This window comes from Streptomyces hebeiensis (assembly GCF_052983195.1).
On record NZ_CM129812.1, the window covers coordinates 1,304,234 to 1,329,528 of the forward strand.

The following is a 25,295-nucleotide window of genomic DNA, read 5'->3' on the forward strand; positions in this document are numbered from 1 at the left end:
GTTCGTATTCCCGGCCCGGCGGCCCGTTCCCGCGCACACCGTCCGCCGCCCGCCCACCGCGGGGGCAGGCGGGCCCCGTCCACCGCGGGCGGGCCCCCGTCCACGGCAGGCGGGCCTCCGTCCACGGCGGGCGGGCCTCCGCCTACTGCGGGCGGGCCATCGCCGCCACGAAGGCCTTCTCCACGTCCGCCGTCGACAGCACCCCGTAGATCTCGCCCGTCTCCTCCAGCACCAGGTACTCCGTGGCCGGGCTCGCCCGCAGGCGCTCCAGCAGCGCCTCGCCCGCCAGCTCCGCGGGGACCTTCATGCCCTCCGTGAGGTCCTGCGCCAGGGTGCTCACCGCGACCCAGGGGCGGCGGTGCTGGGGGACGCCGACGATGGCGGACTCGCGGACCAGGGCCGTCGGGTTGCCCTGGCCGTCGACGACCACCAGGGCGCGCGCGCCCGCCTCGTTCGCGCGGCGCAGGGCCTCGGACAGGGGCGTCGCGGCCTCGACCGGGACCGCGCGGCGGGTGAGCGCGCGGGCGCGGAGTTCGGGCAGGTGCTCGCGGAGCCGCGCCATCCGCAGGCTGTTGCCCGCTCCGGTCCAGATGATCGCCGCGAGGATCGCGGCGAGGAGCGCGTCGGTGACCGTCTCCATCGCGCTCGCGTTCGCGGCGGACCTGCCGAGTGCGCCCGTACGGGTGAGCAGCGGCAGGCCGATCAGCACGGCGACGGCCAGCGCGCGGCCGACCCAGGCGGCGGCGACGGTACCGCTCATCGGCTTGCCGGTGATCTTCCAGACGATGGCGCGCAGCATCCGGCCGCCGTCCAGCGGCAGGCCGGGCAGCAGGTTGAAGGCGGCGACGATCAGATTGGAGACCATCAGGCCGGCCAGCAGGACGCCGGGGACCGTACCGCCCTCGACGGCCAGCAGGCCCAGGTAGAAGACGCCGGCGAGGACCAGCGAGAGCAGTGGTCCCACGAAGGCCAGGACGAATTCCCGGCCCGGGCTCTCGGACTCCTTCTCGATCTCGGAGACCCCGCCGAAGAACTGGAGCTGGATGCGGCGCACCGGCAGCTTGAAGCGCAGGGCGGCGACCGTGTGGGCCAGTTCGTGCACCAGGACGGAGGCGTAGAAGGCGACCGCGAAGAACAGGGAGACCAGGTACCGCAGGTTGCCCAGCTCCGGCAGCACCCGCTCGAGCTGGCCGCCGAAGATCCAGGTGATGAGCGCGGCCACCACGAACCAGCTCGGGGCGACGTAGACGGGCACGCCGAACGGGCGGCCCATGAGAATGCCACCGCCGGGATCCTCACGGCGCGGCGGCTTGCCGTTCGAGCCGGGGCCCGTGTCCCCCTTGCCGGGCTGCGGCCTCCTGCTCTCGCCGCGCTCGTCGTCCTCGTTCACGGGTTCCCTTCGTCGGCGTCACCCGCTCGGCCAGGCGGTGCGAGGGGTTCTGCAGTCGATGGTATTCGTCCGGCTGTCAGTGGCGGGCCGTAGGGTCTGCGTCATGAGTACGAGCCAGCCGCCCACTTCGCTGTCGCCGTCCCGTGCGAGCGACTTCATGCAGTGCCCTCTGCTGTACCGGTTCCGGGTGATCGACAAGCTGCCCGAGAGGCCGAGCGAGGCGGCGACGCGCGGCACGCTGGTGCATGCCGTGCTCGAGCGTCTGTTCGACGCCCCGGCCGGCGAGCGGACGGCGCCGCGGGCACGGGGGCTGGTGCCGGGCCAGTGGGAGCGGCTGTTGGCGTCACGTCCCGAGTTGGCCGGGCTGTTCGCGGAGGATCCCGGCGGCGAGCGGTTGACGCGGTGGCTGGGCGAGGCCGAGCGGCTGGTGGAGCGGTGGTTCTCGCTGGAGGACCCGACGCGCCTGGAGCCCGTGGAGCGGGAGCTGTTCGTCGAGACGGAGCTGGAGTCGGGGCTGCGGCTGCGGGGGGTGATCGACCGAGTGGACGTCGCGCCCACGGGCGAGGTCCGGATCGTCGACTACAAGACGGGCAAGGCCCCGCGTCCTGAGTACGCGGAGGGCGCGCGGTTCCAGATGACGTTCTACGCCTTGGTGGTGTGGCGGCTCAAGGGCGTGGTGCCGCGCCGGCTCCAGCTGGTCTACCTGGGCAGCGGCGAGGTCGTGACGTACGACCCGGTGGAGGCGGACCTGAAGCGGGTGGAGCGCAAGCTGCTGGCCCTGTGGGAGGCGATCAGCCACGCCACGCGGACGGGCGACTGGCGGCCCCGGCCCACCAAGCTGTGCGGCTGGTGCGACCACCAGGCGTTCTGTCCCGAGTTCGGCGGGACTCCGCCGGTGTATCCGCTCACGGTGCCGGCCCAGCGTGCGGAGCCGGCGCCCGAGGGGGCCCGAGCGCGTTCGAGTGCTCCTGGAAACGACGCGGCCGGCGCGTCGTAGGGAGCGGAGCGGCGCCCCCTGCCCGGCTCGGTGGTGGGACAAGGGGCCAGGGCAGAATGGGGCCGGTCTAGTGAAGGAGTTCCCCGTGACTGTCCGCGTCCTACTGGTCGACGACCAGCCGCTGTTGCGCACCGGCTTCCGGATGATCCTGGAGGCGGAGCAGGACATCGCGGTCGTCGGCGAGGCCGGGGACGGCCTCCAGGCCATCGACCAGGTTCGCGCGCTCCAGCCAGATGTGGTGCTGATGGACATCCGGATGCCGCGGATGGACGGGGTCGAGGCGACGCGTCAGATCACCGGCCCCGGCCGGGACGGCCCGGCGAAGGTGCTGGTCCTGACAACCTTCGACCTCGACGAGTACGTGGTGGAGGCGCTGCGCGCGGGGGCCAGCGGCTTTCTGCTCAAGGACGCGCCCGCGCACGAACTGGTGCAGGCCATCCGGGTGGTGGCGGCGGGCGAGGCGATGCTCGCCCCGAGCATCACGCGCCGGCTGCTCGACAAGTACGCGGACCATCTGCCCTCCGGCGAGGAGCCGGTGCCGGACACGCTGAACTCGCTGACGGAGCGCGAGATGGAGGTGCTGAAGCTGGTCGCCCGCGGCCTGTCCAACGCCGAGATCGCCGCGGACCTCTTCGTCAGCGAGACCACCGTCAAGACGCACGTGGGCCATGTGCTGACCAAGCTGGGGCTGCGCGACCGGGTGCAGGCGGCGGTGTACGCGTACGAGAGCGGGCTGGTGCGCCCCGGCGCACAGTAAGGGGTCCTTTCACTATGCCCGCCCGGCGGCGGCCCCCAGGGGCCGCCGGTCCCCCGGGCCGGCGTACCGGCGGACGCGGGCCGGGCCGCGCGGAAGGTGTTCCGCGCGGCCCGTGGCACTCGCGCCTTACTCGCAGCCGCCGTACTCGCAGCCGCCGTCATCACGACCGTGATGCTCGGGACCGCCGTGCGCACGCGGCGTCGGATCAGGTGGGGTCGACCGAGCCGCGGCGCAGCTCCCACAGCTGGAGCTCGGAGGCGGGGTTGACCGCCCACTCGACACCGGCGATGTCGTCCCGCGCGGCGACATAGGTCTTGCCCTGCCACAGCGGCAGCACCGGCACGTCGTCGGCGACGATGTTCTGGATCTCCCCGAACGTCTTCGTGGCGGCGCTGCGGTCGGCCTCGCGGCGCGACTGCGGGATCAACTGGCCGCGCAGTGTGCTGTTGACGTAGGGCGAACCGATGGTGTTGTCCTTGTCGAGGAAGGGCACGATGTAGTTCTCCGGGTCCGGGAAGTCCGGGAACCAGCCCATGCCGTAGACCTCGTACTCACCCTCGATCTGCTTCGGCCGGTAGTCCTTCCACTCCTCGCCCTTGATGGAGACGTCGAAGAGCCCGCTGCTGTTGAGCTGGTCCCGGAGGACCTCGAACTCCTTCTGGGTGCCCGAGCCGTAGTGGTCCGTCGTGTAGTGCAGCGTGAGCTTCACCGGGGCTTCGATCCCGGCGTTGTTGAGCGTGCTGGTGGCCTTGGCCAGGTCGCGGTCACCGTACTTGTTGAAGAACGAGTTGGTGTGCGTGGCGACGCTGGACGGGATGAGGGAGTACAGCGGCTCCGCCATGCCGCTGTACACCTTGCTGATCAGCTCACCGCGGTCGATGGCGTAGGCGATCGCCTGGCGCACCGCCTTCTCCTTGGCGTTCGGCGCGCTGGTGTCGAAGCCGAGGAAACGGATCTCGAGGCCGGGCATCTCGGTGAGTTCGATGCCGTCCTTGGGCTTCTTGAGCATCGCCTGGACCTGCTGGGGCGACATGGCTCGGGTCATCACGTCGATGTCGTCGGAGTCGAGCGCCTTGCCCATGGCGTCGGCGTCGTCGAAGGACCGCATCTCGACCTTGTCGTTCAGGACCTTCAGGTCGCCCTTGTAGTTCGGGTTCTTGGTGAAGGTGGCCTTGACGAGCGTGTTGTCCTTGACCTCACCCTTGAAGGTGTACGGGCCGGAGCCGTCGATGTCGAAGCCGTCCCGGACCTTGTTCGCCGAGTACAGCTTGGGGCTCACGATGCCGGCCACCGGCGTCGTCAGCTTGTACGGGAAGGTCGCGTCGGACGCCTTGAGATGGAAGATGACCTCGGAGTCGCCGTTGGTCTCCATCGTGTCGATGTTCGACAGCAGGGCGTAGACACCGCTGGCATCCTTGATCGACAGAGCACGCTGGAAGGAGAACTTCACGTCCTCCGCCGTCACGGGGTCGCCGTTGGAGAACTTGAGCCCCTCGCGCAGCTTGCAGCGGAAACTCTGGTTCTCCCGGTCGGTGAAGCCGCAGCTGGAGGCGGCCTCGGGCACGGGCGCGCCACCGCCGCGCGGCACGTACATCAGTGTCTGCACCGTCTGGCGCAGGATGTTCCAGATGCCCACGTCGTACGCGGCGGCCGGGTCGAGGGGCGCAGGGGCGTCCTTCGTGGCCTCGTACTGGTCCGTGGTGCCCACGACAATGGGGTCACCGCCGTCAGAGCCGCCGTCCGAACCGCCGCAACCGGCGAGCACGGGCGCAAGCAGGCCGAACGTGGCCGACAGCACCAAAGTCTTGCGGTTCATCCTGGACGTACTCCCTCATCCGGCACTGAGATACAGCGATGCACATGGGAGACTCCGCCGTGCCCACCCGGTCGGGGCAGTGCGATCGGGCCGGGAATCAGAGCGATCGGTCCTGTGCCACGGCGACTTGGGTGACCGCCGGGACGCGTTCGTTTGATGCGGCGAAGTGCTCGCGATGAGATTAGTCGGCGGCGCCAGGAATGCCGGAACGGGCCCGAAGGGCGTCGGCGTCACACAGTGATCGGCAATAGCGACCTGGTGATATCCGGGCTCGGGAAGGTTTCGTACACCCCTCCACCAATCCGGACACAAGGACGCAGTCGGGCCTGCCCGACTGCGGTCTGGATCAGCAGGGGCGCCACCTGTCGACGCATATACCAGTGATAAAGGTCACGTCCGGAGGCTTTTTTCGGGATCATGAATACCGTATACGGGGTAACGGAAAACGTCCGGGCCAATGCCCAGAGTTTCCGTACCGCATTCGGGGGCGACGCTCGGTGCGCGAATCAGGGGCGACGTGTCATCATCCGGCGCAGAAATGCGAGGTCCACCTCTTCGAGGGAGGCGACGACGGTACGCCCGGAGGCGGGCGGGATCGGCGCGACGGACGGTACGGCGACCACGCGGCAGCCGGCGGCCTCGGCGGCGGCCACGCCGGTGGCGGTGTCCTCGACGACGGCGCAGCGGGCCGGGTCCGCGCCCAGGCCGCGGGCGGCGAGCAGGTACGGGTCGGGATGCGGTTTGGTGCGGGGCACCTCGTCACCCGCGACGGTCAGCGCGAAGTGCTCGGGCCCCAGCGAGGTCAGCACGCGGTCGATGATGCGGCGGTGCGAGGCGGAGACCAGGGCGGCGGGCACGCCCTGGTCGGCCAGTTCGCCGAGCAGCCGGCGCGCCCCCGGCATCATCGGCACGCCTCGGGCGATGCGGTCCTCGAAGGTGTCGTTGAGCAGTACGGTCAGTTCGGCGAGCGTGATCGCGGCGCCGGTGGCCTCGATGAGGAAGCTCGCGCTGCGAGTCATGGGCCCACCGACCACCACGTCTCTCCAGGTCTCGTCGAGGACATGGCCGAGGGCCTTGAAGACCTCGACCTCCGCGTCCCACCAGAAGCCCTCGGTGTCGACCAGGGTGCCGTCCATGTCGAGCAGGACGGCCTGAAGGGCGGAGCCATCCGCCGTTCGGGTCAAGGACGCGGGGACCGTACTGGTCATCCGGACACCTCCGTGAGGGACGAGAAGGCCGGCCACCTTCCCCGGCGTGGTTTCCCATCGGGACAGGCGACCGGCCTGCACTGGACCGACCAGTGTACGTCCGGTCCGCCGGGCACGCCGCCCGGGGAGCGGACGGGGCGCCCCTGTTGGAGCACATCCCTGATGAGGATGAGGCCACAGGCGGCGCCCCGTGCGAACGGCGTCAGCGGGCGTTGAAGTACTTCGCCTCCGGGTGGTGGATGACGATCGCGTCCGTGGACTGCTCGGGGTGGAGCTGGAACTCCTCCGACAGCCGCACCCCGATCCGCTCGGGCTCCAGCAGCTCGGCGATCTTCGAGCGGTCCTCCAGGTCCGGACAGGCCCCGTAACCGAGCGAGAAGCGCGCGCCCCGGTACTTCAGGGCGAACATGTCTTCGACGTCGGCCGGGTCCTCTCCCGCGAAGCCCAGCTCGGAGCGGACCCGGGCGTGCCAGTACTCGGCGAGCGCCTCGGCGAGCTGGACGGACAGGCCGTGCAGTTCGAGGTAGTCACGGTAGGCGTTGGCCTCGAACAGCTCCGCCGTGGCCGCGCCGATCTTCGAGCCGACGGTGACGACCTGGAGCCCGACGACATCCGTCTCGCCGGAGTCCTCGGGGCGGAAGAAGTCCGCCAGGCAGAGCCTGCGGCCCCGGCGCTGGCGCGGGAAGGTGAAGCGGGTGCGCTCGGCGCCGTCGTCGCCCAGCAGGATGAGGTCGTCGCCCTTGGACACACAGGGGAAGTAGCCGTACACGACGGCGGCTTCCAGCAGGTTCTCGGTCTGCAACCGGTCGAGCCAGCCGCGCAGCCGGGGCCGTCCCTCGGTCTCCACCAGTTCCTCGTAGCCGGGGCCGTCGCCCTTGCGGGACTCCTTCAGGCCCCACTGGCCCTTGAAGAGAGCGCCCTCGTCCAGCCAGGAAGCGTACTCCTTGAGCTGGATGCCCTTGACGACCCGGGTGCCCCGGAACGGCGGCGTGGGCACGGGGTTGTCGACAGCGACGTCGGAGCGGACCGCGCCCTCGTCGGGCCGGTCCTCCACGACCGCGCTCGCCGTGGCCCTGACCCGGCGCTGCTTGAGCTCGGGAAGGGTGGCGCCGGGCACACCGCGCTTGACTGCGATCAGCGCGTCCATCAGGCGCAGGCCCTCGAACGCGTCGCGCGCGTAGCGCACCTCGCCCTCGTAGATCTCGTGCAGGTCCTGCTCGACGTAGGCGCGAGTGAGGGCCGCGCCACCGAGGATCACCGGGTAGTCGGCGGCCATCCTGCGCTGGTTGAGCTCCTCCAGGTTCTCCTTCATGATCACGGTCGACTTCACCAGCAGACCGGACATGCCGATCACGTCCGCGCGGTTTTCGCGCGCGGCTTCCAGGATCGCGGAGACGGGCTGCTTGATGCCCAGGTTCACCACGTTGTAGCCGTTGTTGGAGAGGATGATGTCGACGAGGTTCTTGCCGATGTCGTGGACGTCGCCGCGGACGGTGGCGAGCACGATCGTGCCCTTCCCCTCGTCGTCCGACTTCTCCATGTGCGGTTCGAGGTGCGCCACGGCCGTCTTCATGACCTCGGCGGACTGGAGGACGAACGGCAACTGCATCTGACCGGAGCCGAACAGCTCGCCGACGACCTTCATGCCCTCCAGCAAGGTGTCGTTGACGATGTCCAGGGCGGGCCGGGTCAGCAGCGCCTCGTCCAGGTCGGCCTCCAGGCCGTTGCGCTCGCCGTCGATGATGCGGCGTTGGAGGCGCTCGTCCAGCGGCAGGGCGGCCAGTTCCTCGGCCTTGCCCGCTTTGAGGGACTTGGCGGTGGCGCCCTCGAACAGCTCCATGAGCTTCTGGAGCGGGTCGTACCCCTCGGCGCGGCGGTCGTAGATCAGGTCGAGGGCCGTTCGGACCTCTTCCTCGCTGAAACGGGCGATGGGAAGGATCTTCGAGGCGTGCACGATCGCCGAGTCCAGACCGGCCTTGACGCACTCGTCCAGGAAGACGGAGTTCAGGACGATCCGGGCGGCCGGGTTGAGTCCGAAGGAGATGTTGGACAGGCCCAGGGTGGTCTGCACCTCGGGGTGGCGGCGCTTGAGCTCGCGGATCGCCTCGATGGTGGCGACGCCGTCCTTGCGGGACTCCTCCTGACCGGTGCAGATGGTGAAGGTCAGGGTGTCGATGAGGATGTCCGACTCGTGGATGCCCCAGTTGCCGGTCAGGTCGTCGATCAGCCGCTCGGCGATCTCGACCTTCTTCTCCGGGGTGCGCGCCTGGCCCTCCTCGTCGATGGTCAGCGCGATCAGCGCGGCGCCGTGCTCCCGCGCCAGTTCCGTGACCTTCGCGAAGCGGGACTCGGGTCCGTCGCCGTCCTCGTAGTTCACGGAGTTGATCACCGCGCGGCCGCCGAGCTTCTCCAGGCCCGCCCGGATGACGTCGACCTCCGTGGAGTCCAGGACGATCGGGAGGGTGGAGGCGGTGGCGAACCGTCCGGCGAGCTCCTCCATGTCGGCGACGCCGTCCCGGCCGACGTAGTCGACGCAGAGGTCCAGCAGGTGGGCGCCCTCGCGGATCTGCTCGCGGGCGAGCTCCACGCAGTCGTCCCAGCGGCCCGCCAGCATGGCCTCGCGGAACTTCTTCGAACCGTTGGCGTTCGTCCGCTCGCCGATGGCGAGGTACGAGGTGTCCTGCCGGAAGGGAACGGACTGGTAGAGGGACGCGGCGCCGGGCTCGGGGCGCGGGGCGCGCTCGGTGGTGGCCGCGCCGCGCACCCGCTCGACGACCTGGCGCAGATGCTCCGGGGTCGTACCGCAGCACCCGCCGACCAGGGACAGGCCGTACTCCCGGACGAAGGTCTCCTGGGCGTCGGCGAGCTCGCCGGGGGTCAGCGGGTAGTGCGCCCCGTCCTTGCCGAGCACCGGCAGGCCGGCGTTCGGCATGCAGGACAGCGGGATGCGGGAGTGCCGGGCGAGGTAGCGCAGGTGCTCGCTCATCTCGGCCGGGCCGGTGGCGCAGTTGAGGCCGATCATGTCGATGCCCAGCGGCTCCAGCGCGGTCAGGGCCGCGCCGATTTCCGAGCCGAGCAGCATCGTGCCGGTGGTCTCGACCGTCACGGAGCAGATGACGGGGAGGTTCGCGCCGGTCGCCGCCAGCGCGCGGCGGGCGCCGAGGACGGCGGCCTTGGTCTGGAGCAGGTCCTGGGTGGTCTCCACCAGCAGGGCGTCGGCGCCACCGGCGATCATGCCCTCGGCGTTCTGCTGGTAGGCGTCGCGCAGAGTGGTGTACGGGGCGTGGCCGAGGGTCGGCAGCTTGGTGCCGGGGCCCATGGAACCCAGCACCCAGCGCTGCTGTCCGGTGGCGGCGGTGGCCTCGTCGGCGGTCTCGCGGGCGATACGGGCGCCGGCCTCGGAGAGCTCGAAGACCCGCTCGGGGATGTCGTACTCCCCCAGGGCCGCGAAGTTCGCACCGAACGTGTTGGTCTCGACGCAGTCGACGCCGACCGCGAAGTACTCCTCGTGCACGGACCGGACGATGTCCGGGCGTGTCACGTTCAGGATCTCGTTGCAGCCCTCCAGGTCCTGGAAGTCCGCGAGGGTGGGGTCCTGCGCCTGGAGCATCGTGCCCATCGCGCCGTCGGCCACCACCACACGGGTGGCGAGCGCCTCGCGGAGGGCTTCGATACGGGTCCTGCTGTCGGTGGCGGGGGTCGGCGACGGGGCCATGAAAGTACTCCCTGGGCTGCGACGGCTGTCGGCTTTGCGCCCGCGATGGGCGGGCGCACCGGGCCAGCCTAGCTCTCCCGCTCGACTCTCGGTGGGGTGTCCCGGTGGGCGGACGGCATCCTGTTCTGCGGAAAAACCGGGGGTCGGGGCCGCGACCGGCGAGGACCGCCGGAAGGGGCACCAGGTCTTGACAGATCGTCTCCACGGTGAGAGAAGGTCGGCAACGACCGATAGTGTTCAGCATTGTCGAACGTAGTGGAGGACCGGGGCCGATGGCGAAGAACATTCAGTCGCTGGAACGGGCGGCGGCGATGCTCCGGCTGCTCGCGGGGGGCGAGCGCAGGCTCGGCCTGTCGGAGATCTCCTCCTCCCTCGGGCTGGCCAAGGGCACCGCCCACGGCATCCTCCGCACCCTCCAGGCGGAGGGCTTCGTCGAACAGGACACCGCCTCCGGCCGCTACCAGCTGGGCGCCGAGCTGCTGCGCCTGGGCAACAGCTACCTCGACGTGCACGAGCTGCGCGCCCGCGCCCTGGTCTGGACGGACGACCTGGCCCGCTCCAGCGGCGAGAGCGTGCACCTGGGCGTCGTCCACCAGGCGGGCATCCTGATCGTCCACCACGTCTTCCGCCCGGACGACAGCCGGCAGGTGCTGGAGGTGGGCGCGATGCAGCCGCTGCACTCCACCGCGCTGGGCAAGGTGCTCGCCGCGTACGACCCGGTGGCGCACAACGAGGCGGTGGAGAACGAGCGGGCGGCCCTCACCCCGCGCACGGTCACGGACCTGGCGGAGTTCGAGAAGGTGCTCGACCTGACCAGGGCGCGCGGCTGGGCGGAGGACCTGGAGGAGACCTGGGAGGGCGTGGCGGCGGTGGCCGCCCCCATCCACAACCGGCGCCGGATGCCGGTCGGCGCCATCGCGATCACCGGCGCGGTGGAGCGAGTCTGCCCGTCCGGCGAGATGCGTTCCGAGCTGGTGGCCGCCGTACGGGAGTGTGCCCGCGCCGTCTCCCGGGACATCGGCGCCGGGCGGTTCTGAAGCCGACGACCGATCGTCGATAACGAGTCGGAATTCGGGCACCGAACCCTTGACGACGGAGGATCGCAGGACAAAACTGCCGTTCAACGGTCGGCATTGTCGAACACTAATCGGCCATAGGAGTTAGTGTGGGACAACGCCATCAGCCGGCAACGCCCTCGCCCGAGGGCGCGGACCACTGGTGCGAACCGGAGGTTTGTCTACCCCTGGACGAAGGAGTCTCGGGTGTCCCACTTCGACATCTTCATAGGTGAGGTCACGGGTACGGCCCTGCTCATCCTGCTCGGCGGCGGCGTGGTCGCCGGCGTGGTGCTCAAGCGCTCCAAGGCGCACAACGCCGGCTGGGTCGCCATCAGCCTCGGCTGGGGTTTCGCGGTGATGGTCGGCGCGTATCTCTCGTCCGGTGTCTCCGGTGCCCACCTCAACCCCGCGGTCACTCTCGGCCTCGCCATCGAGGGCGGTACGAAGTGGAGCGACGTACCCCTCTACATCGGCTCCCAGATGCTGGGCGCGATGATCGGCGCTTTGCTGGTGTGGGTGGTCTACATGGGCCAGTTCAAGGCTCATCTGACCGACCCGGAGATTCTCGCCGCGCAGCCGGAGAAGGAGGGCCTGGTGGATCAGAAGGCGGCACCCGCGGCGGGGCCCGTGCTCGGTGTCTTCTCCACGGGTCCCGAGGTCCGCAACGCCCTGCAGAACGCGCTCACGGAGATCGTCGCCACCTTCGTCCTGGTCATATCGATCCTCACCCAGGGACTGAACAACGAGGGCGACGGCCTCGGCCCCCTCGGTGTGCTGATCACCGCGTTCCTCGTCGTGGGCATCGGCCTGTCCCTGGGCGGGCCCACGGGCTACGCCATCAACCCGGCCCGTGACCTCGGTCCCCGCATCGTGCACGCGCTGCTGCCGCTGCCCAACAAGGGCGGTTCCGACTGGGGTTACGCCTGGATCCCGGTGGTCGCGCCGCTGATCGGCGGAGCCCTCGCCGGCGGTTACTACAACTGGGTCTTCGCGTAGGCCCCCTCCCCTTCGCACCGAACAGGAGCAGACACCGTGAGCGACACGACAACCACCGGCACCACCGGCACCTCCTCGCACGGCTCGGGACCCTTCATCGCGGCGATCGACCAGGGCACCACGTCCAGCCGCTGCATCGTCTTCGACCGGGACGGCCGCATCGTCTCCGTCGACCAGAAGGAGCATGAGCAGATCTTTCCCAGGCCCGGCTGGGTGGAACACGACGCCACCGAGATCTGGGCCAATGTCCAGGAGGTCGTGACCCGAGCCGTCGAGAAGGCCGGCATCACCTCCGCGGACGTCAAGGCCATCGGCATCACCAACCAGCGCGAGACCACGCTGCTGTGGGACAAGAACACCGGTGAGCCCGTCCACAACGCCATCGTCTGGCAGGACACCCGGACCAACGCGCTCTGCCGCGAGCTCGGCCGCAACGTCGGCCAGGACCGCTTCCGCCGTGAGACCGGCCTTCCGCTGGCCAGCTACTTCGCGGGGCCGAAGGCCCGCTGGCTGCTGGACAACGTGCCCGGGCTGCGGGAGCGCGCCGAACGGGGCGAGATCCTCTTCGGCACGATGGACTCGTGGGTCATCTGGAACCTGACCGGCGGCACCGACGGCGGCGTGCACGTCACGGACGTCACCAACGCCTCCCGCACGATGCTGATGAACCTGCACACCCTCCAGTGGGACGCGAAGATCGCGGCCTCGATGGAGGTCCCGACCGCGATGCTGCCGGAGATCCGGTCCTCCGCCGAGGTGTACGGCACCGCCAAGGGCGGCGTCCTGGACGGCATCCCGGTCGCCTCCGCGCTCGGTGACCAGCAGGCCGCGCTGTTCGGCCAGACCTGTTTCGCCGAGGGCGAGGCGAAGTCCACGTACGGCACCGGCACGTTCATGCTGATGAACACCGCCAACAAGCCGGTCAACTCCTACGCGGGCCTGCTGACGACGGTCGGCTACCGGATCGGCGACCAGGACGCGGTCTACGCCCTGGAGGGCTCCATCGCCGTCACCGGTTCGCTGGTGCAGTGGATGCGCGACCAGATGGGTCTGATCAACTCCGCGGCCGAGATCGAGACCCTGGCGTCCTCGGTGGACGACAACGGCGGCGCGTACTTCGTGCCCGCCTTCTCCGGGCTCTTCGCCCCGCACTGGCGCCCCGACGCGCGCGGCGTCATCGCGGGCCTGACCAGCTACGTCACCAAGGCGCACATCGCGCGGGCGGTGCTGGAGGCCACGGCCTGGCAGACCCGTGAGATCAGTGACGCCATGACGAAGGACTCCGGTGTCGAGCTGACCTCGCTCAAGGTCGACGGCGGGATGACCTCCAACAACCTGCTGATGCAGACGCTCTCGGACGTCCTGGACGCGCCGGTGGTGCGCCCGATGGTCGCCGAGACCACCTGTCTCGGCGCCGCCTACGCGGCCGGACTGGCCGTGGGCTTCTGGCCGGACACCGACGCGCTGCGCGCCAACTGGCGCCGGGCCGCCGAGTGGACGCCCCGGATGGACCCGGCGACCCGGGACCGCGAGTACAAGAACTGGCTCAAGGCCGTCGAGCGCACCACGGGCTGGCTCGACGTCGACGACGACAGCTGAACCACACCCAGCCCGGCCGGCCGCCCGAGCCGCGAGCCGGAGAGAGGCGAAGAGGAGTAAACAATGAGCACCCTGCACGTCCCCGCTCTGGGGAACCACCCGGCCGGCGGCTTCCTGCCGAGCCGTGCCGAGACCCGGGACCGGCTGTCCAACGCGGCATTCGACCTCCTGGTGATCGGCGGCGGCATCCTGGGCATCTCCACGGCCTGGCATGCCTCCCAGTCGGGTCTGCGGGTGGCCCTGGTCGACGCCGGTGACTTCGCCGGCGCCACCTCCTCCGCCTCCTCCAAGCTGCTCCACGGCGGTCTGCGCTACCTCCAGACCGGCGCGGTGAAGCTGGTCGCGGAGAACCACTTCGAGCGCCGTGCGGTCTCCCGGCAGGTGGCACCGCACCTGGCCAACCCGCTGACCTTCTATCTGCCGGTCTACAAGGGCGGCCCGCACGGCGCGGCCAAGCTCGGCGCGGGCGTCTTCGCCTACTCCGCGCTCTCCGCGTTCGGCGACGGCGTCGGCCATGTGATCAGCCCGGACAAGGCCCGGCGGGCCGTTCCCGAGCTGCGTACGGACAATCTGAAGGCCGTGGCCGTCTACGGCGACGACCAGATGAACGACGCGCGGATGGCGCTGATGACGGTCCGGGCCGCCGTCGAGTCCGGCGCGGTCGTCCTCAACCACGCCCAGGTCACCGGCCTGCGGTTCACCGGGGGCCGGGTGACCGGCGCCGACCTCGAGGACCGGGTGGACGGCACCGAGTTCAAGGTGGACGCCCGGCTCGTGCTGAACGCCACCGGTCCCTGGGTCGACCACCTGCGGAAGATGGAGAACCCGGACGCGGCACCCTCCATCCGGCTCTCCAAGGGGGCGCACCTGGTCCTCAAGCGCACCGCCCCCTGGCGGGCCGCGCTCGCCACTCCGATAGACAAGTACCGCATCACCTTCGCCCTCCCTTGGGAGGACATGCTGCTGCTGGGGACGACGGACGAGGAGTACGAGGGCGACCCGGCGGACCTCTCGGTCGACGAGAAGGACATCCGCCAGATCCTCGACGAGGCGGCGTTCTCGGTACGGGACCAGCAGCTGGACCGGGACCTGATCACCTACGCGTTCGCCGGTCTGCGGGTGCTGCCCGGCGGGCCGGGCGACACCTCCAAGGCCAAGCGCGAGACCGTCGTGACCGAGGGCCGCGGCGGCATGCTCTCGGTCGCGGGCGGCAAGTGGACCACGTTCCGGCACATCGGCCGTACGGTCCTGAACAAGCTGGCGGCCCTGCCGGGGCACCCCCTCGGCCAGGGCATGGAACCCGTCTCCCGGCTGCCGAAGAAGCCGCCGCTGCCGGGCATCGCCAGTCCGCGCGCGGTCGCCCACCGGCTGCTCGTCGACGGCGCGGGGCAGGGTCCGGCCATGGCCTCCGACACCGCGCGACACCTCGCCACCCACTACGGCTCGCTCTCCTTCGACATCGCGCGGCTGGCGAACGAACGCCCCGAGCTCGCCGAGCGGATCCACCCGGACGCGCCGGAGATCTGGGCGCAGGTCGTCTACGCCCGGGACCACGAATGGGCCGAGACGGCGGACGACGTGCTGCGCCGCCGTACGACGCTGACGATCCGCGGCCTGGCCACGGACGAGGTCCGTGCCGCGGTGGAGGACGTCCTCGGCAAGCGGCCGGCCTGATCTCCGGACGCCTCGCACAGGGCGCTCCCCCGGGCCGTACGGGCCGTCCGGGGGGAGCGCCGCCGCGCACCTGCCCCAACGCGCATAATGGGCCGATACATCGGATGTGTGGAGGGGTCGCCATGGCTGTCACCGACGAGGCCATCGAGAAGATCAAGGGGATGATCGTCTCCGGCGCGCTGCGCCCGGGTGACCGGCTGCCCAAGGAGAGCGAACTCGCCGCCGAGCTGGGGCTGTCGCGCAACTCGCTGCGCGAGGCGGTGCGGGCGCTGTCGCTCATCCGCATCCTCGACGTACGGCAGGGGGACGGTACGTACGTCACCAGCCTCGATCCCCAGCTCCTGCTGGAGGCGCTGAGCTTCGTCGTGGACTTCCACCGCGACGACACCGTGCTGGAGTTCCTCGCCGTCCGCCGCATCCTGGAGCCCGCCGCGACGGCCATGGCGAGCAGCCGCGTCACCGATGCCGAACTGGACGCGCTCGAAGCCCAGTTGGACGCGCTCGGCCCGGGCCCTTCGGTGGAGCAGCTCGTCGCGGCCGACCTGGAGTTCCACCACGGCATCGTCTCCGCGTCGGGCAACTCGGTGCTGTGCTCCCTGCTGGACGGGCTCTCCGGGCCGACCACCCGGGCCCGTATCTGGCGCGGGCTGACCCAGCGGGACGCGGTCAGCCGTACGCTCCACGAGCACCGGGCGATCCTCTCCGCGCTCCGGGACCGGGACGCGGAGGCGGCCAGGTCCTGGGCCACGGTCCATATCGCGAGCGTGGAGATGTGGCTGCGCTCCACGCTGTGAGCCGTGCACGACGCCGGTACGCCGTGCACGGTGTGCCGGAGGGCCCGTCAGGTGACGTGACACCCGTCAGCCGCGTCAGTCCTGCTTCTCGCCGCTCGCGAAGCGCGAGATGACCAGGGCGAGGATGATGATCGCGCCGTTGAGGAACTGGTTCCACAGCGCCGGCACGCCTCCCAGCGTCATCACGTTCACCACCAGCTGGAGGGTCAGCACCCCGGTGAGCGCGCCGAAGAGCGTGCCGCGTCCACCCTTGAGGCTGATCCCGCCGATGACGGCGGCGGCGAAGACCTGGAAGATCCAGCCGTTGCCCTGGGTGGCCGCGACCGAGCCGTAGTGGCCGGTGTAGAGGATGCCCGCGAAGGCCGCGAGCAGCCCGCCGACGGCGAGGACGATCCAGGTGACGCGGTCCACCCGGATCCCGGCCGCGCGCGCCGCCTCCGGGTTGCCGCCGATGGCGTACAGCGCGCGGCCGTGCCGCAGCCAGGCCAGCGCCGCGCCGCCGAGCGCGAACAGCGCCAGACAGATCCACACGGCGGCCGGGACGCCCAGCCAGTCGGTCATGCCGAGGTAGCGGAAGGACTCCGGCACACCGGTGATCGACTTGCCCTCGGTGATGCCGATGTGCAGGCCGCGCAGCATGGTGAGCATGCCGAGGGTGGCGATGAAGCCGTTGACCCGCAGCTTGAGCATCAGGAAGCCGTTGACGAGGCCGATGACCACGCCGACGAGCAGGCAGGCGGGGATGGCCAGCCAGACCGGCAGCAGGTCGAGCCCGGCGAACCGGCCGCCCTCCGCGGGCAGGACCAGCCACATGGCGACGACCGGCGCGATGCCGATGGTCGATTCCAGGGACAGGTCCATCCGTCCGCAGATCAGGATCAGCGCCTGGCCCAGGACCAGCAGGCTCAGCTCCGAGGACTGCTGGACGACGCTGATCAGGTTGTCGGCGGTGAGGAACACCGGCGAGACGATGAAGCCGATCACCATCAGCACCACGATCACCGGCACCAGGGAGAAGTCGCTCCACCGGATGGTCCGCACCCGGCTCCGCGGGGCCGCGCGCTCCGCGGCGCCCGCCGTCGGCGGCTGTACGGTCTGTGTCATTCCCGCTCCCCCACACCTTCCATCGCGGCGACCAGTTCCCGGTCGCTCCAGCCGCTGCCGAACGTTGCCACCACGCGCCCGTGGAAGAGGGCGAGCACCCGGTCGCACACCCGCAGATCGTCCGGTTCGTCCGAGACGATCACGGCCGCGCGGCCCTCGTCCGCGACCCGGCGCACGACGCCGAGCAGCGCGTTCTTCGAGGTGACATCCACCCCCGCGGTGGGCCGCAGGGCCACCAGCACCGCCGGCCCGCGGGCCAGCGCGCGGGCGACGACGACCTTCTGCTGGTTGCCGCCCGACAGCCTTGAGACCGGCTGCTCGGGCCCCCGGGTCTTGATGTCCAGCGATTCGATCATGCCCTGGGCGAACTCCCTGGTACGGGACGGCAGCACGGTCCCCCAGCGGCCGAGCTGGTCGGTCACGGTGAGCGTGGCGTTCTCCGCGACGCTGCGGTCGGCGACCAGCCCCTGGCGGTGCCGGTCCTCGGGGACGTAGCCGATGCCGGCGTCCAGGGCGTGCGGGACGCTGCCGGCCCGGACCGGGCGTCCGCGCACGGCGATCCGGCCGGATGTCGCCGCGCGCATCCCGACGAGGGTCTCGCCCAGCGCGGTGGTGCCGCTGGCGGCGGCCCCGGCGAGGCCGAGCACCTCGCCGGGCCGCACGGCGAGGTCGAGAGCCTCGAACTCCCCGTCGAGCGCGAGGGCTTCGGCGGTCAGCACGGGCTCGGCGCGGCCGACGGACGTCCGGCCGGGCCTGTGGTCCGGGGCGCTACCGTGCGCGGCCCCCGGACGGGAACCGGGTACGGCCTCCGGTACGAGACCGGGCGCGGGAGCCGACGCGGAATCCGCCCCCGCGGGCTTCGCGTGCCAGGTCCCGGCCGCCCCGGCGGACTCTCCCGTCATCGCCGCCACCAGGTCCGCCTTGGGCAGTCCCGCCACGGGGGCGGTCAGCACGTGGCGGGCGTCCCGGTAGACGGTGACGGTCGTGCACAGCTCGTACACCTCCTGGAGGTGGTGGGAGATGAACAGGAACGCCACCCCCTGCTCGCGCAGTTCGCGGAGCTTGTCGAACAGCCGCTGGATCCCGCGCGCGTCGAGCTGTGCCGTGGGCTCGTCCAGGACGATCAGCCGGGCACCGAAGGACAGCGCCCGCGCGATCTCCATGAACTGCCGGTGTTCGACGGGCAGGTCCTTCGCGCGGGTGTCCGGGTCGACCTCGACGCCGTACTCCGCGAGCAGGTCCCGCGCGCGCCGGCGCAGCCCCCGCCAGTTGATCAGGCGGCGGCCGCGGTCGAGCCCGTAGTCCCCCAGGAAGAGGTTCTCGGCGACGGTCAGGTCGGGGACCGCCATGGACTTCTGGTGGACGCAGGCGATCCGGGAGCGCCAGGCCCCGGTGTCACCGAAGGCGGGGGCGGGATCGCCGTCGAAGGTGACCTCACCCGCGTCCGGCCGGTGCAGTCCGGTGACCACTCCGACCAGGGTCGACTTGCCCGCGCCGTTGCGGCCCACGAGCGCGTGGGACTCGCCGGGCCGGACCGTGAGCCGTACCTCGTCGAGGGCCAGGGTGGGGCCGAAGCGTTTGACGATGCCCTCCGCCCGGAGCGCTGCCGGGGCCGACGCGTGCCGGTCCCGGTGCCCGGCCCGCCCGGCGGCTGCGTGCGCGGGCGGGTGTGCGGGTGCCTCGTCGTGCGCGTGCGCGTGCGCGTCGGCTCGTGCGGCATCCATGATCTGATCAGCTCTTCTTTTGCATCTGATTGGCCCAGAGCCCCGGATCGTCCACGTTGTCCTTGGTCACCAGGGGTGCGGGCAGCTGGTCCTCGAAGCCGCCCGGGATCTTGATGACGGTGGAGTCGTGGTCGGTCGGCCCGGTCTTCGGCGTCTCGCCCGCCAGCGCCCGCTTCGCGTAGTACAGCGCGTACTTGGCGTAGAGGTCGGCCGGCTGGGAGACGGTGGCGTCGATCTTGCCCGCCCGGATGGCGTCCAGTTCCTCGGGGATGCCGTCGTTGGAGACGATCGTGATGTGGCCCGGGGTGCCGGGTGCCTTGAGCAGTTTCTTCTGCTCCAGCAGTGCCAGGGTGGGCTGCAGGAAGACCCCGCCGGCCTGCATGTAGATCCCGCCCAGGTCGGGGTGGGCGGCGAGCGTCGACTGGAGCTTGGCCGAGGCGACGTCGCCCTTCCAGTCGGTGGCCAGCTCGAAGACCGTGATGCCGGGGAACTCGCGCCGCATGCAGGACGTGAACGCCTCGGAACGGTCCCGGCCGTTGATGGAGGACAGGTCGCCCTGGAACTCGGCGACCTTGCCCTTGCCCTTGAGCCGCTCGCCCAGGTACTCGCACGCCTTCTCGCCGTACGCGCGGTTGTCGGCCCGTACGACCATGTAGACATCGCCCTGGTCGGGGCGGGTGTCCACGGAGACGACCGGGATCTTCCGCTCCTTCAGCGTGCGGAGCGTCTCGGTGATGGCACCGGTGTCCTGCGGGGCCATGACGACGGCCTTGGCCCCCTGGTCGGTGAAGACCTGGACGTTGGAGACGAGCTTGCCGATGTCGTTCTGCGAGTTGGTCAGTGGAAGGGCCCCGACCTCGCCGTCCTCGACGCCCTTCTCGATGTAGTTCTGGTACGAGTTCCAGAAGTCGCTGTCGCTGCGGGGCAGGTCGATGCCGACCTTGCCGCCACCGGCCGCGCCGGCGCCCTGGTCCCGGTTACAGCCTGCCAGGGCCATGACAGCGAGGAGCGCCGCACACGCCGCGACGCTCGTCGTGCGGACCCTCGTCGTGCGGGCCCTCGTCGTGCGGACCCTCGTCGTGCGGGCCCTCGTCGTGCGGACCCTTCGCCGCCCGAAGTGGTGTGCCGTGGAGGTGCCGTGCATGGATGTCCCGTCCTTTGCGTCCCTGGGGAGTGAGTGCGGGCCGGGGTCCTGGCCCGGGGCCCGGGCGGCGGCCCGGGAGTGCGATCAGGTGGCGGGGCGCAGGCGCAGGCCCTGCATCCCGCCGTCGACGGCGAGCGACGTGCCCGTGACGGCGGCAGCGGCCGGGCCGGCGAGGTAGACGACGGCGGCGGCGACCTCGTCCGCGCCGACCAGCCGTCCGGTGGGCTGGCGCGCTTCGAGGGCGGCGCGTTCGGCCGCCGGGTCCTGGGCCTGGTCGAGCAGTCGTCCGACCCAGGGCGTGTCGGCGGTACCGGGGTTGACGCAGTTGACGCGGATCCCCTCCCGGACGTGGTCGGCGGCCATGGCCAGGGTCAGCGACAGGACCGCGCCCTTGCTGGCGCTGTAGAGCGCGCGCTGCGGCAGTCCGGCGGTGGCCGCGATGGAGCAGGTCTGGGTGATCGAGACGCGGCCGGGCCGCTCCGGGGCCGCGCGGCGCAGATGGGGCAGGGCGTGCCGGGCGGTGCGGGCCATGCCGAGGACGTTGATGTCGAGGACCCGCCGCCACTCGTCGTCGGGGTTGTCCTCGACCGTGCCGACGGCGCCGACACCGGCGTTGGAGACGACGGTGTGCAGCCCCCCGAACTCGGCCGCCGCCGCGTCCACCGCCTCCCGTACCGCCGCGTCGTCCGTCACGTCTGCCGTCAGGGCCAGCGTCCCGGCGGGCGCGCCCGCGGTGTCGCGGTCCAGCACGGCGACGCGGGCGCCCCGCCGGAGCAGCAGGGCGGCGACGGCCGCGCCGATGCCGGACGCGCCGCCGGTCACCAGGGCGCCGAGCCCCTCGAAGTCCCGTATGTCCGTCATCGGCTGCTCCTCTCCGCCGTCTCGTCGACGGTCATCCCGGCCGTCTCCCCGGCGGCCTTCTCTGCGGTCTTCCCGGTGGCTTTCCCGGTGGCTTTCCCGGTGCTCTCGTCCGCGGACCTCCCGGCCGCGCGGCGGGCCCGCCAGACGGGCCCCTCCGGGTAGCGGTGGGCGGCGATCGAAGCAGGGTGCATCCGGGCCGAGAAGCCCGGCGCGGTGGGCACCCGGTAGCGGCCGGAGGCGATCACCACGGGGTCGGCGAAGTGCTCGTGGAGGTGGTCGACGTACTCGATGACGCGTCCTTCCCGGCTGCCGGAGACGGCGATGTAGTCGAACATCGAGAGGTGCTGGACGAGTTCGCACAGTCCGACGCCGCCCGCGTGCGGGCAGACGGGCACACCGTACTTCGCCGCGAGCAGCAGGACGGCCAGATTCTCGTTGACGCCGGCGACCCGTGCCGCGTCGATCTGGAGGTAGTCCACGGCTCCGGCCTGGAGCAGTTGTTTGAAGACGACGCGGTTGGCGACGTGTTCCCCGGTGGCGACCTTGACGGGCTGCCCGGCCCGTACGGCGGCATGGCCGAGGATGTCGTCGGGGCTGGTCGGCTCCTCGATCCAGTGCGGGGCGTACGGGGCGAGGGCGGCCATCCAGCGCAGCGCGTCGGAGACGTCCCAGCGCTGGTTGGCGTCGACCGCGATCCGTACGTCGGGACCGACGGCGTCGCGCGCCAGCTTCATCCTGCGGATGTCGTCCGAGAGATCGCCACCGACCTTGAGCTTGATCTGGGTGAAGCCGTCCGCGACCGCCTGCCGGGCGAGCGTGACCAGCTTGGAGTCGGAGTAGCCGAGCCAGCCCGGCGAGGTGGTGTACGCGGGATACCCCTCGGCCCGCAGCCGCGCGGTCCGCTCGGCGCGCCCCGGCTCGGCCGCGCGCAGCAGGGCGAGCGCCTCGTCCGGTGTGAGGGCGTCCGTCAGGTAGCGGAAGTCGACCAGCGAGACGAGTTCCTCGGGCGTCATGGTGGCCAGGAACTCCCAGACGGGCTTGGACGCCCTCTTGGCCGCCAGGTCCCAGGCCGCGTTGATCACGGCGCCGGCGGCCATGTGCGTCACCCCCTTCTCGGGGCCGAGCCAGCGCAGCTGCGAGTCGTGGGTGAGCGCGAGGGAGAGCGCGGCCAGCCCGGCCGCGTCGCTCGGCGCGGGGGACCCCAGGACGTACGGCCGCAGGGCCTCGATGGCCGCGGCCGTCACGTCGTTGCCCCGGCCGATGGTGAAGCAGAACCCGTGCCCCTCGCGGCCGTCGGCGGTACGCAGGACGACGTACGCGGCCGAGTAGTCGGGGTCGGGATTCATGGCGTCGGAGCCGTCGAGCTGTTCCGAGGTGGGGAAGCGGATGTCATGGACCTCGAAGCCCGTGACGGTCTGGCTCATGGACGCCCCCTGGAGAAGTACATCGGACCTCTGTCGGTCATCCGATGTATAGCGTCGGACGACCTCGATCGTCCAGAGCGAGAACGATATTTACCCCCATTGCTCAGATGCCTCTGGAAACACAGCTCGGATGAATCGGTTGAGCAACGCACTAATTCCTCGGGCTTATACGCGACTACCGCGAAGTTCACCCGCGCGTGCACGGGGCTGCGGGCGGGCACTGTTCAAGCCGTAAGGTTGGTCCGTACGGCAGAAAACTTCGGAAGGAGGCACTGGGTGATCGAGCTCGACGGTGTTCCCGAGCTGATCGACCCGGTCATGGTGGCCGCGTTCGAGGGCTGGAACGACGCGGGCGACGCAGCCTCCAGCGCGGTCGCGCATCTGAACCGGGAGTGGAAGGGCGAGGTGTTCGCGGCGCTCGACGCCGAGGACTACTACGACTTCCAGGTCAACCGGCCCACGGTCTTCCTGGAGGGCGGTGTGCGGAAGATCACCTGGCCGACCACCCGGCTGTCCGTGGTGCGGGTCGGCGGGGAGACCCCGCGTGACCTGGTGCTGGTCCGCGGCATCGAGCCGTCCATGCGCTGGCGCTCGTTCTGCAACGAGCTGCTGGGCTTCGCCCATGAGCTGGGCGTGGAGATGGTGGTGATCCTGGGCGCGCTGCTCGGGGACACCCCGCACACCCGTCCGGTACCGGTCAGCGGGGTCACCTCGGACACGGACCTGGCCCGGACGATGGACCTGGAGGAGACCCGGTACGAGGGTCCGACCGGAATCGTCGGCATCCTCCAGGAGGCGTGCACGCACGCGGGCGTACCGGCAGTGAGCCTCTGGGCCGCCGTGCCGCACTACGTGTCCCAGCCGCCCAACCCCAAGGCGACGCTGGCGCTCCTGAACCGGCTGGAGGACCTGATCGGCCTGCGGATCCCGCTGGGCGAGCTGACGGAGGACGCGCGCGCCTGGCAACTGGGCGTGGACCAGTTGGCCGCCGAGGACAGCGAGGTCGCGGAGTACGTGCAGTCCCTGGAGGAGGCACGGGACACGGCGGAGCTGCCGGAGGCCTCCGGCGAGGCCATCGCCCGGGAGTTCGAGCGGTATTTGCGGCGCCGCGACGGCGGCCCCGGACCGACGGCGTCCGGCGGGCACGCGACGGAGACGGGTGACGGCACGTCATTCCTGCGCGACGCGCCGGGCGGCCGGGGCAGGCCGCGGGGGCCCGCTCGCGGCGGCCCGGACGCGGCGGGCGGCCCGGAGCCCGGGCCGGCACCGGGCGCGGGCCCCGGCTCCGGTACGGACATGGGCACGGGCACGGGGAAGGACGACGGGGCAGGCAAGGGCTCGGGGAAGGAATCCGGGCCGGACGGCGCGGACGGGCCTTCCCCTGACGGCCCCTCCCCGGACGGTCCTTCCTCTGACGGCCCCTCCCCGGACGGTCCGTCAAGACCTTCGGAGGACTGAGCGAGGGCGCCCCGGCCGCCCCGAGAGGCCGGCAGAAGGCGGCGGAGGGCGGCGCAGCAGCCGCACCGGGTTCGGGTTTGGCCGAATCGCACAGCACGGCACGGCCGGTAAGGGACGCTTCGGTCCCTTACCGGCCGTGCCGTCAGCGCAATGGGTGAGTGGGCGGACGAGGGACGACCCGCGCCGATCCCCCTTACATCGGCACCGCGTCCACGGGCACGGGCCTCCCGCTCGTCCGCGTCCGGTTCACTCGCCTTGGCGTCACAGTGCCACGCCCAGGAGCGCGTCGACCGTGCGCGACACCACGCCGGGCGCCCCCTCGTCCGTGCCGCCCGCCTCCTGCTGGAGCGCGGCCCAGCGGTCGACGGCCGCCAGCGCGGACGGCGCGTCCAGGTCGTCCGCCAGCGCCTCGCGGACCTCCTCGACGAGCGCCTCGGCCGGCGGGCCGTCCGGCCGGGAGACCGCCGCGCGCCAGCGCGCCAACCGGGCCTCGGCGTCCGGAAGCACCTGCTCCGTCCATTCCCAGTCGGCGCGGTAGTGGTGCGCGAGGAGGGCGAGCCGGATCGCCGCCGGGTCCACGCCCTGCCTGCGCAACGCGGAGACGAAGACGAGGTTTCCCTTGGACTTGGACATCTTCTCGCCGTCGAGGGCGACCATTCCGGCGTGCACGTACGCCCGCGCGAACGGATGCCGGCCGGTCAGCGCCTGCGCGTGCGAGGCGCCCATCTCGTGGTGCGGGAAGGCCAGGTCGCTGCCGCCGCCCTGGACGTCGAAGCCCATGCCCAGGTGGTCGAGGGCGATGGCCACGCACTCGATGTGCCAGCCGGGCCGGCCGCGGCCGAGGCTGCCGCCGTCCCAGCTCGGCTCGCCGGGACGCGCGGCCAGCCAGAGCAGCGGGTCGAGCGGGTTCTTCTTGCCGGGGCGCTCCGGGTCGCCGCCGCGCTCGGCGGACAGGACCCGCATCGCCTCGGCGTCCAGCCGGGAGACCTCCCCGAAGTGCGGGTCGGCCGCCACGGAGAAGTAGACGTCGCCCTCCAGTTCGTAGGCGGCGCCCGCCTCCAGCAGCCGTTCCACCAGCGGGACGATGCCCGGTATGGCCTCCACCGCCCCGATGTAGTGCTGGGGCGGCAGCATCCGCAGCGCCGTCATGTCCTCCCGGAAGAGGGCCGTCTCGCGCTCCGCGAGCCCGGTCCAGTCCTCGCCGTCGCGCTGCGCCCGCTCCAGCAGCGGATCGTCGACGTCGGTGACGTTCTGGACGTAGTGGACCTGCCGCTTCGTGTCGAGCCACACGCGCTGCACGAGGTCGAACGCGTTGTAGGTCGCCGCGTGTCCCATGTGGGTGGCGTCGTACGGCGTGATGCCGCAGACGTAGATACGGGCGACGGGACCGGGGTCGAGGGTCACTCGTCCGCCGGTCGACGTGTCGTGTATCCGGAGGTCGCGGCCCTTGCCAGGCAGGGCGGGGACCTCGGATGCGGGCCAGGCATGCATGTCATGAGCCTAACCGGACGGAACTTCCGGATACGAACCGGAGGTGCCGTCATGGCCGGTTGGGCCCTCTTGTGCACTCGGCTGG

Annotated in this window: 18 protein-coding genes; 8 read left to right on the top strand and 10 right to left on the bottom strand. The window is 71.1% G+C overall.

Going from position 1 to position 25,295, the window contains the following annotated elements; genetic code table 11:
• Nucleotides 1-142: 142 nt before the first annotated feature.
• A complete protein-coding gene (locus tag ACU6P3_RS05620) occupies nucleotides 143-1,390 on the bottom strand; it encodes a site-2 protease family protein (RefSeq protein ID WP_447196165.1) in 1,248 nt (415 codons plus the stop codon).
• Nucleotides 1,391-1,493: 103 nt separating this feature from the next.
• On the opposite strand from ACU6P3_RS05620, the gene ACU6P3_RS05625 reads away from it, so the two are divergent.
• Together ACU6P3_RS05625 and ACU6P3_RS05630 are read left to right on the top strand one after the other, a co-directional pair.
• On the top strand, nucleotides 1,494-2,387 hold the full coding sequence (locus tag ACU6P3_RS05625) for a RecB family exonuclease (RefSeq protein WP_447196166.1): 894 nt from the start codon (nucleotides 1,494-1,496) through the stop codon (nucleotides 2,385-2,387).
• 85 nt (nucleotides 2,388-2,472) lie between these two features.
• Nucleotides 2,473-3,144 (top strand): response regulator, encoded by a 672-nt coding sequence (locus tag ACU6P3_RS05630; protein ID WP_030754539.1) that lies wholly within the window; start codon nucleotides 2,473-2,475, stop codon nucleotides 3,142-3,144.
• A gap of 205 nt (nucleotides 3,145-3,349) precedes the next feature.
• On the opposite strand, the gene ACU6P3_RS05635 is transcribed toward ACU6P3_RS05630, so the two are convergent.
• The 3 genes from ACU6P3_RS05635 to metH form a co-directional block, all read right to left on the bottom strand.
• Nucleotides 3,350-4,960 (bottom strand): ABC transporter substrate-binding protein, encoded by a 1,611-nt coding sequence (locus tag ACU6P3_RS05635; RefSeq protein ID WP_447196167.1) that lies wholly within the window; start codon nucleotides 4,958-4,960, stop codon nucleotides 3,350-3,352.
• 506 nt (nucleotides 4,961-5,466) lie between these two features.
• Nucleotides 5,467-6,168, bottom strand: coding sequence for an HAD family hydrolase (locus ACU6P3_RS05640; protein WP_447196168.1), 702 nt, complete (start codon nucleotides 6,166-6,168; stop codon nucleotides 5,467-5,469).
• A 202-nt stretch (nucleotides 6,169-6,370) separates the two neighbouring features.
• Nucleotides 6,371-9,883, bottom strand: coding sequence for a methionine synthase (gene metH / locus ACU6P3_RS05645; protein WP_447196169.1), 3,513 nt, complete (start codon nucleotides 9,881-9,883; stop codon nucleotides 6,371-6,373).
• A 272-nt stretch (nucleotides 9,884-10,155) separates the two neighbouring features.
• On the opposite strand from metH, the gene ACU6P3_RS05650 reads away from it, so the two are divergent.
• The 5 genes from ACU6P3_RS05650 (at nucleotide 10,156) to ACU6P3_RS05670 (ending at nucleotide 16,004) form a co-directional block, all read left to right on the top strand.
• Nucleotides 10,156-10,920 carry an IclR family transcriptional regulator gene (locus ACU6P3_RS05650; RefSeq protein WP_447196170.1) on the top strand — a complete coding sequence of 255 codons (765 nt, stop codon included), beginning with the start codon at nucleotides 10,156-10,158 and terminating at the stop codon, nucleotides 10,918-10,920.
• Nucleotides 10,921-11,145: 225 nt separating this feature from the next.
• Nucleotides 11,146-11,937 (top strand): MIP/aquaporin family protein, encoded by a 792-nt coding sequence (locus ACU6P3_RS05655; RefSeq protein ID WP_030754551.1) that lies wholly within the window; start codon nucleotides 11,146-11,148, stop codon nucleotides 11,935-11,937.
• A 36-nt stretch (nucleotides 11,938-11,973) separates the two neighbouring features.
• Complete coding sequence (gene glpK / locus ACU6P3_RS05660; RefSeq protein WP_344278742.1) at nucleotides 11,974-13,536, top strand: glycerol kinase GlpK; 1,563 nt, start codon at nucleotides 11,974-11,976, stop codon at nucleotides 13,534-13,536.
• 63 nt (nucleotides 13,537-13,599) lie between these two features.
• Nucleotides 13,600-15,210: a glycerol-3-phosphate dehydrogenase/oxidase gene (locus ACU6P3_RS05665; protein ID WP_447196171.1), complete on the top strand. Its 1,611-nt coding sequence runs from the start codon at nucleotides 13,600-13,602 to the stop codon at nucleotides 15,208-15,210.
• Nucleotides 15,211-15,332: 122 nt separating this feature from the next.
• On the top strand, nucleotides 15,333-16,004 hold the full coding sequence (locus ACU6P3_RS05670) for a FadR/GntR family transcriptional regulator (RefSeq protein ID WP_447196172.1): 672 nt from the start codon (nucleotides 15,333-15,335) through the stop codon (nucleotides 16,002-16,004).
• A gap of 75 nt (nucleotides 16,005-16,079) precedes the next feature.
• Here ACU6P3_RS05670 and ACU6P3_RS05675 read toward each other — a convergent pair whose 3' ends face one another.
• From ACU6P3_RS05675 to ACU6P3_RS05695, 5 genes are all read right to left on the bottom strand, one after another.
• Complete coding sequence (locus ACU6P3_RS05675) at nucleotides 16,080-17,108, bottom strand: ABC transporter permease (RefSeq protein WP_447196173.1); 1,029 nt, start codon at nucleotides 17,106-17,108, stop codon at nucleotides 16,080-16,082.
• Nucleotides 17,105-18,832, bottom strand: a complete 1,728-nt coding sequence (locus tag ACU6P3_RS05680) for a sugar ABC transporter ATP-binding protein (protein WP_447196174.1) — start codon at nucleotides 18,830-18,832, stop codon at nucleotides 17,105-17,107. Before ACU6P3_RS05680 ends, ACU6P3_RS05675 begins: the two co-directional genes overlap by 4 nt.
• A 7-nt stretch (nucleotides 18,833-18,839) precedes the next feature.
• Nucleotides 18,840-19,829, bottom strand: a complete 990-nt coding sequence (locus ACU6P3_RS05685) for a sugar ABC transporter substrate-binding protein (protein ID WP_447197776.1) — start codon at nucleotides 19,827-19,829, stop codon at nucleotides 18,840-18,842.
• A gap of 231 nt (nucleotides 19,830-20,060) precedes the next feature.
• The gene (locus tag ACU6P3_RS05690) at nucleotides 20,061-20,837 is read right to left on the bottom strand and encodes an SDR family NAD(P)-dependent oxidoreductase (protein ID WP_447196175.1); all 777 of its coding nucleotides are present in this window, start codon (nucleotides 20,835-20,837) and stop codon (nucleotides 20,061-20,063) included.
• Nucleotides 20,834-22,261, bottom strand: coding sequence for an enolase C-terminal domain-like protein (locus tag ACU6P3_RS05695; protein WP_447196176.1), 1,428 nt, complete (start codon nucleotides 22,259-22,261; stop codon nucleotides 20,834-20,836). The genes ACU6P3_RS05690 and ACU6P3_RS05695 overlap by 4 nt, the downstream gene beginning before the upstream one ends.
• Before the next feature lie 276 nt (nucleotides 22,262-22,537).
• Here ACU6P3_RS05695 and ACU6P3_RS05700 point away from each other — a divergent pair, with 276 nt between their 5' ends.
• Nucleotides 22,538-23,719, top strand: a complete 1,182-nt coding sequence (locus tag ACU6P3_RS05700; RefSeq protein WP_447196177.1) for a PAC2 family protein — start codon at nucleotides 22,538-22,540, stop codon at nucleotides 23,717-23,719.
• Nucleotides 23,720-23,980: 261 nt separating this feature from the next.
• On the opposite strand, the gene mshC is transcribed toward ACU6P3_RS05700, so the two are convergent.
• On the bottom strand, nucleotides 23,981-25,210 hold the full coding sequence (gene mshC / locus ACU6P3_RS05705) for a cysteine--1-D-myo-inosityl 2-amino-2-deoxy-alpha-D-glucopyranoside ligase (protein ID WP_352085078.1): 1,230 nt from the start codon (nucleotides 25,208-25,210) through the stop codon (nucleotides 23,981-23,983).
• Nucleotides 25,211-25,295: the final 85 nt, after the last annotated feature.